General features: G+C 33.4%; 9 protein-coding genes and 2 pseudogenes. 9 read left to right on the forward strand and 2 right to left on the reverse strand.

The window, feature by feature from the left end:
* The 7 genes and pseudogenes from KPC_RS16500 to KPC_RS16530 form a co-directional block, all read left to right on the forward strand.
* On the forward strand, positions 1-362 hold a 362-nt coding region (locus KPC_RS16500), incomplete at its 5' end, for an ankyrin repeat domain-containing protein (protein WP_146196656.1).
* Between the two features lie 165 nt (positions 363-527).
* Complete coding sequence (locus KPC_RS16505; protein ID WP_121975448.1) at positions 528-788, forward strand: colicin E3/pyocin S6 family cytotoxin; 261 nt, start codon at positions 528-530, stop codon at positions 786-788.
* Positions 789-800: 12 nt separating this feature from the next.
* Positions 801-1,130: an Imm45 family immunity protein gene (imm45, locus tag KPC_RS16510; protein WP_121975449.1), complete on the forward strand. Its 330-nt coding sequence runs from the start codon at positions 801-803 to the stop codon at positions 1,128-1,130.
* Positions 1,131-1,179: 49 nt separating this feature from the next.
* Positions 1,180-1,527: a hypothetical protein gene (locus KPC_RS16515; RefSeq protein ID WP_121975450.1), complete on the forward strand. Its 348-nt coding sequence runs from the start codon at positions 1,180-1,182 to the stop codon at positions 1,525-1,527.
* Between the two features lie 12 nt (positions 1,528-1,539).
* Positions 1,540-1,632 (forward strand): annotated as a pseudogene (locus KPC_RS20910) (RHS domain-containing protein); the annotation flags it as partial.
* Positions 1,633-1,916: 284 nt separating this feature from the next.
* Positions 1,917-2,258 (forward strand): phage/plasmid replication protein, II/X family, encoded by a 342-nt coding sequence (locus KPC_RS16525; RefSeq protein ID WP_121975451.1) that lies wholly within the window; start codon positions 1,917-1,919, stop codon positions 2,256-2,258.
* A 114-nt stretch (positions 2,259-2,372) separates the two neighbouring features.
* Complete coding sequence (locus KPC_RS16530) at positions 2,373-2,609, forward strand: hypothetical protein (RefSeq protein WP_228212292.1); 237 nt, start codon at positions 2,373-2,375, stop codon at positions 2,607-2,609.
* 483 nt (positions 2,610-3,092) lie between these two features.
* On the opposite strand, the gene KPC_RS16540 is transcribed toward KPC_RS16530, so the two are convergent.
* On the reverse strand, positions 3,093-3,731 hold the full coding sequence (locus KPC_RS16540) for a LexA family transcriptional regulator (RefSeq protein ID WP_228212293.1): 639 nt from the start codon (positions 3,729-3,731) through the stop codon (positions 3,093-3,095).
* Positions 3,732-3,942: 211 nt separating this feature from the next.
* Here KPC_RS16540 and KPC_RS20460 point away from each other — a divergent pair, with 211 nt between their 5' ends.
* Together KPC_RS20460 and folE2 are read left to right on the forward strand one after the other, a co-directional pair.
* On the forward strand, positions 3,943-4,083 hold the full coding sequence (locus KPC_RS20460) for a hypothetical protein (RefSeq protein ID WP_171334526.1): 141 nt from the start codon (positions 3,943-3,945) through the stop codon (positions 4,081-4,083).
* Between the two features lie 233 nt (positions 4,084-4,316).
* Positions 4,317-5,060: pseudogene (folE2, locus tag KPC_RS16545) on the forward strand (GTP cyclohydrolase FolE2); the annotation flags it as partial.
* A gap of 392 nt (positions 5,061-5,452) precedes the next feature.
* Here folE2 and KPC_RS16550 read toward each other — a convergent pair.
* Entirely contained in the window at positions 5,453-6,628 is a 1,176-nt protein-coding gene (locus KPC_RS16550) for a PstS family phosphate ABC transporter substrate-binding protein (RefSeq protein WP_171334527.1), read from the reverse strand.
* Between the last annotated feature and the right edge of the window lie 116 nt (positions 6,629-6,744).

Raw genomic sequence — 6,744 nt, forward strand, 5'->3', positions numbered from 1 at the left:
ATGGAATTGATGATACTACTAGTAATATAGATGGTAGAACATTTTTAATGTTCTCCGTGATAGAGAAAAATATTGAAATAGTCAAATATTTATTAGATTTAAATGCCGATGTGAATATTCACGATAAAAAGGGTTTTACTGCTTTGCATTTTGCTGTTTTTGCAAAAGAATTAGAAATTATAAAATTATTAGTTGAAGCAGGAGCTAAAATAGATGCGATTGATGATCAAGGGAATACCCCATTATGGAGAGCTATGATGACTACAGGTGGAGATTCTGAAATTTCAAAATATCTAATATCTAAAGAAGCTGATTTAGATAAAAAAAATAAGCATGGGGTAAGTCCTAGAGATTTATTTTAGTCTCACGGATCGTTTTAAATGAATAAAACTCATTTAAAAATATTTGTATTTTAATTATATAACCCATTAGCTCAGGTTACTTGAGCCTATCCAGAGTGGGTTGATCCGTGGGGGTTAAATGCAAAACCTGAAAGTGCTGCAGCCTTTGAAGCACGAATTTCTAAAATGTCTCCGAATGAAAGAGTCGTTGCCGTAAAAGGGAAAGTTGCAGATAAAAATGGTTGGGTAAAAGATGCAAAAATGTCAGCAAAAAATGGTAGAGATGTATATAGAACACAAGATGGGCAGTTTAGAGCTGCTGATACTCAACATGGACGCATAGAATATACTGATGAAAAAGGTAAACATCTTGGAGAATATGATATTGAAGGAAAGCAAACAAAAAAAGCGGATATTTCAAAAAAACATGATTTAAACTGTAAATAAGGAGTTGTCAACATGGCTAAAAAATTTAAAGAATTTAATGAAGATTTAGAGAGAGGTCTTATTCTTAGATGTAAGGGGCAACAACCGTACGAAGAATATGTTGATTTTATGATTGTAGAACAGCAAGAAGAACAGCGGAAATATGGCTTAATGGTTATTTCTGGATATAAGGCTGGATTAATGTATGTATCTTTTCCTAAAGAAGCTATTTCTTTAAAGGGGTTTGATTTAAGTTATGAATGGGTTAAATTAAATTGGTCAAATTGGGGATATGTTGATTGTGCATTAGATGATGTATATATAATTGAAAGATTAGCACCTAAAAGTTTTGATGATTTTTAAGAGGTTTTGAAAAGAAAAATTCTATTGCTAAATGACTTGTGAAGATTAAATGTATTCTGTTGAAAAAGAGCTTATTTTGAAATTAATCGAATTTAGTGATTCATTAAACCAAGAAGATAAAATAAAGTTTACTGATTTTTCTTTTAAAGTTTATAAAAATAAAATCAAATTATTAGCAAGTATATTGTTAAATGATGGATTCATTATAATTGATGATAATGATGAGGTTGTATTGGATCTGGAATTGGATAGGGTGTCTTCAAGAGTTTCACTTGATGTTACAGACTCATTAGGTAAATATTATTTAGAGATTAATGATAATATGAGTGTGGATTTAATATTTAAAATTAACAATATAATATTAGACGTAATTAAAAGCATGACTGAGTTAAAATAAATTTAATATAGAGTGTATTGGTATCAAAATGATCACTTGGGTACCCCAAGAGAGTTAACTTCACATGAGGGTGATATCGCTTGGGAAGCGGTGTATCAGGCTTGGGGAAATACGGTTACGGTTGAATGGCAGGAAGTGCCCCAAGAGTTAAACTCAATAGAACAAGCATACTTACTCCAACCACACCGTTTTCAAGGTCAGATCTATAAGGCGAAAATGATGTTAAAAGAGAATGAGACTATAGTTTTTGAAGGTAAGGAACTATTAGAAGCACTTAAAGAAATTGAATTTATTTTAATTTCCTTACATAAGATTGGCTCATATTACGCATTAACGCTTCCTGATTTATATGAAGTTTATGCAAATTTGAAGCTCTAAGAGGTCAAACTATGAAACTTACAGACGATAAAAGTGTTTTAGAAGCGATTTCGAAATCAGAAGTTGTTATGACTAAATCGGGCAAAGTTTCTCAAACACGAATACGAAATATCTATGCAACTTATTGTTTAATTAGGGAAAAAGTTTTGAACAGATTAAACAAGATTACAGGAAATCACAATTTTATAAGTTGGTTAGTGATGAGCTGTGTTCTTGTGGCTTTTCAAAATCTTCATGATGAGAAGTCTAGAAACATCATTCCATTCGTCAAGCTCGTAGAGATTGATTTTAATCAACAACTGCCAGACTGGTATCAAGAACCGCTGAGTCAGTTTAATTACAAAGTAGCTTAAAGGTGAGCCATGAATACTGAACAACATCCAATTATGACAGTTATGGGAATACGCAAATCGTAAGGTAACTTCAAATCTGACGATGGTAAGAACATTGATTTCAGCAATACCGTTGTGACGATCTTGCAAGATTTCTCTGATCAGGAAATTACACAAGGGGCAATTGGTTATAAATCAACAGAGTACAAAATAAAAGGTGCTCAGTTCTTTAAAGCAAAATTGATTTTTAAATGGGATTTTACACGTAAAACACCAGTTGCAAACTTGGTTGCATTAGACTTTGATATTAAAGAAGATAATTTATCAAATATCGGTATTGATAACAAAACATTATTAAAAGTAAAGTCTTAACTTTACCGCAAATTACAGGATTACGCATAATGTATATTATGTTAAATAGGATATCTAAAGACTGTAGCCTACGCAACACTGTTTGCAGCTACAGCTCAGCAACGTGAATATCTACGATTATAATTCACGTTGCTGAGTATCCCAAGTAACATAATATTCGTTATGCCGAAATCCTGCGCTCTATAGCCGATCTATCTTATGATCTAATTTAATAAACAACGTTTTTAGATCTGTGATTTCCCTGTCATGGTCTGATGTCAGACTTTGTATATGAGCTAAATATTTTTCCAAACTGCTTTTAATCAGCTCATAATCACGTTTAATTAGTGTTCCCTTTGTTCCGAATAATTTACATATAAGCAACTTATTTCATTAAACAAGTTGATCTAACGATAAAATCAAAGTAACAATCTTTCATTTTATCGTAATCAAGTTAAATACTATCTCGCATCTTTTCCTGATTATGTTCTGACTCTACTGATTTTAATAAAAATTCTTACTTGAGCTAACGACTTTACCTATAACTTCTACATCAGAAGATTCATTTAAATTTAATTGCATCGGAGGATAAATTTTATTGTCAGAAATAAGTAAAAGTGAACCATCCAGTAATTTTTGTATTCGTTTCACCCAGAGTGTGTCATTACTACGGATTACATAGATATGGCCATCTTGTGGCATTTTTTCTGCTGTATTTACTAACAGTGAATCTTGATCACTAATCGTAGGTTCCATAGAATCGCCTCGAGTAAATACAACGTAGAGATCCTTTTCCTTTAATCCACGGCTATTTAGCCAATCTTTACGGAATGCTAAACAATATCCGGAATTATCTTCTAAACCAACAAAAGCCCCCGCGCCTGCTGACACTTCAATATCTTCTCTCACTGGAATTAAACCAAACTCATCCATGGGTGTATTTTCAGAAGCATTATTTTTCTTATGTAAAATATAATCAACGTCTACACCATGTTCAGCAAGCAAGAAAAGTTTATCTAAGGGAATATTTCCTTTTTCACACCAATTATAAAGTGAATTCCTTGCTACGCCTGCTTTTCGCGCGAGTTCACTAACACCAATTCGTTCAATTTCTGATCGCAATCGCTGTAAAAAAATACTCAAAATAATATCCGCCTTTAAGAAATGATCAATATTTTGATCAATATTGCTTGAAATTATCAAAATATTGAGCAATTATATAGTCAAGAAAAATAACCCTGAGTAAAAAAACATCAGTAAACTATTTTTCTTTGTTCAAACCTGAACATGTAAAAACATAATATGCTCAATAATTTGAACATATTTACATATATTTGCACATGGAGCAATAGCAATGAAGTCAGATACTATTTCACTAATGTTATTATTCGCTACTTTTTTTAGTTTTGCTGGTTGGTATATGGCAGAGTCTGATAACCAGATTCTACTTAAAGAAAATCAAGTTTTAAAAACAAGAACTTATCACCATGATTAAATTCCCGATAATACATTAGGCAAATGGCGAAATTTTTATACCCTTTGCCTAAAGGGATTTCTATCCCATAGATTGATTATAATTTTCCTAATTTATTTTCACTCTAATAAAAGATTATTTCACTTTAAGCTCAATACGTATAAACAAGCAAATCTTATAAGTCGATCTAGTTATTCTTATTGTTATGTTATAACATAACAATTTGAGAGTTATTTAGCGTTGAAAATATATACATGATTTCTAGTCTTCCCGATATTTCATCGGAACTCACTGTCTTACCACATCCTTATCCTTTAGATTGGGTAGGAATGGAAAATATTGCGTTACCACTCAAATTTGAAAATGCGTTTTGTAATAGTAAAGTAAATGCATTTGTAAGTCTGGATATACCTCATGCCAAAGGTATTCATATGTCCAGACTTTATACGCGGTTATTACAATTAACTAATGTTCCATCCCTGAAATTATTGGATATTGAGCATGTATTACAGGATTTTTTAAGTAGTCATTTAGAATTATCGCATCATTCAAAACTTGATATTAGTAGTGAGCTTTATCTTGAACGTCCTGCTCTTGTAAGCCAATTATCTGGTTGGAGGAGTTACCCTTTTTCTATCTCGACCCAATATATTCATGGTCAATTCCAAACTGAACTGACTTTAGAAATCGCATATTCATCTACTTGTCCATGTTCAGCAGCTTTATCACGTAGTTTGATCCAAAAACAGTTTATACAAGCAATTGCAGATCAAAATATCAGTTTGGATGACCCACAAAAGATTATAGATTGGTTAGGTACAACAGATGCTATTGTCGCAACACCACATAGTCAACGCAGTTTTGCGACACTCAAATTCAGATTATCACCAAAAATACAAAATATTCCTTTTGTTCAATTAATTGATCACGCAGAACAAGCACTTTCAACGGCATTACAAACAGCAGTTAAACGTATAGATGAACAGGCTTTAGAAATTGATCGTTGAGGAACGGATATAACCAATTTTTGAAATATTTTACCATTTTACAATATTTAATCCTATATAACGTGACGCTAAAAGTCATCCAAAAACCTGTTGGGGAAACTTAATAGTCGTTTCAGTAAGACTTGCTAATGAAAATAAACGAGTCATTGGTAGTTGTTGTTTTAACTTGAATATTAATACAGCCATTGCGGCCAAATATGTCAAATGCAGATATGTCTTGATGCAACGGCGAAACTGCCATGATCACCTCATCCTGATTAAGCAGCCATTTTTTGTGGCTTACTGTAGTACAGGTGATATTTTAAGGTTTACTTTTTTTAACCCTATTATAAAAAAACACATCCTGAAGGATGTGTTTTTTTATGCATTACTTAAGCTAAAACTTATTGAATACCATCAATAGTTGTACTTAGGCTAGTTGCAACAGTTGATGGGATAAATGCAAAACCTTTTTTAAGATTTGCATTCAAACCTGTTTGGTAGTTGACATTATAAGGTGCTTTTAATAATCCTTTTACAGCCGCAACTTTTGCAGCATCACCATTGCCATTGGTATTGCCTAACAAATATGAAACAGCCAGGATTGGATAAGTATTTGCTGGGTTCGCATATAAAGCAGGTCGTACTATTTTAACAAAACCAGTTTTACCTGCGGGTACATTGGTAATTGGTGAAAGTATGACTGTACCATTTGCATTATTACCAGTAATTACCTGGTCATTTGCAATAGCAAGATTATTTAAGAACGTAGTCGTTGGTGCTTCTGGTGAATAGCCATTAATTTTTGCAACTTTTACACCGCCAGTTTTGTAAGCATTACCAGCCTCTGCATAACCAATCGTACCCGCATTGTTTTTGACATAATCTACAACTGCTTGGTTATTAGATTGTCCAACAAAAGTTACACCTAGGCCTGCAACAGCATTTGAAAACAATTCATCGACTTTGATCACTTTAGTGCCAATAGGTTGAGATGGAAGACGTTGAATCGCATTCAGGTGATTGACAAAGCTAAAAGTTGTACCACTACCAGAGCTACGTGCGACTAATTTGATAGGTAGTGAAGTCGTTACACCGCTGTTAGGCACATCTTTCCAGTCAGTGATATCACCAGCAAAGATTTTTGCTAGTGTCTCAGAAGAAATATCAAGATTATCAGCAGCTGGAGAGTTGTATACAACAGCAACAGCACCAACGATTGCTGGAACCTGTACAGGTGCTACACGTGCCGCACCGCTAGATGAAAGAAATGCAGTATAATTTGTTTGTGTTAAAGGTGAATCAGAACCTGCAAATGGGCTTGTACCGTTAATGATTGCATTTTTACCTGAACCGCTACCATTACCGATATAAGTGACAGCATTCCCAGTAGAGGTATTATATTGACCAAATAATGAACCAGCTACAGGAGCTGCTGGAGTTAGTGTCGTTAAACCTGTATATGCTAATTCAGGAAGACTAGCGCCCTGACCTGCCAAATCGACTGCTTGAGCTGAAACAGAAAAGCCTGCAGCAAACATCACTGCACTGATTGAAGACCAAATCTTATTCATTTTCATGGTGAAGCTCCACATGGATGTTATTTATATTACGGACGTTGTTATAAATCTACCCACTTATACTTTTAAACAATGATTTATAAGTAAGTAATACCATCATGATGAAGTTTTATGAC

Source organism: Acinetobacter stercoris (assembly GCF_900323515.1).
In the GTDB taxonomy this organism is placed as follows: Bacteria; Pseudomonadota; Gammaproteobacteria; order Pseudomonadales; family Moraxellaceae; genus Acinetobacter; species Acinetobacter stercoris.

What these genes read in the sequence shown, in the direction of transcription:
- KPC_RS16505 (WP_121975448.1), top strand. Translation starts at nt 528, where the DNA reads ATGTCTCCGAATGAAAGAGTCGTTGCCGTAAAAGGGAAAGTTGCAGAT.
- imm45 (WP_121975449.1), top strand. Translation starts at nt 801, where the DNA reads ATGGCTAAAAAATTTAAAGAATTTAATGAAGATTTAGAGAGAGGTCTT.
- KPC_RS16515 (WP_121975450.1), top strand. Translation starts at nt 1,180, where the DNA reads ATGTATTCTGTTGAAAAAGAGCTTATTTTGAAATTAATCGAATTTAGT.
- KPC_RS16525 (WP_121975451.1), top strand. Translation starts at nt 1,917, where the DNA reads ATGAAACTTACAGACGATAAAAGTGTTTTAGAAGCGATTTCGAAATCA.
- KPC_RS20460 (WP_171334526.1), top strand. Translation starts at nt 3,943, where the DNA reads ATGAAGTCAGATACTATTTCACTAATGTTATTATTCGCTACTTTTTTT.
- KPC_RS16550 (WP_171334527.1), bottom strand. Translation starts at nt 6,628, where the DNA reads ATGAAAATGAATAAGATTTGGTCTTCAATCAGTGCAGTGATGTTTGCT.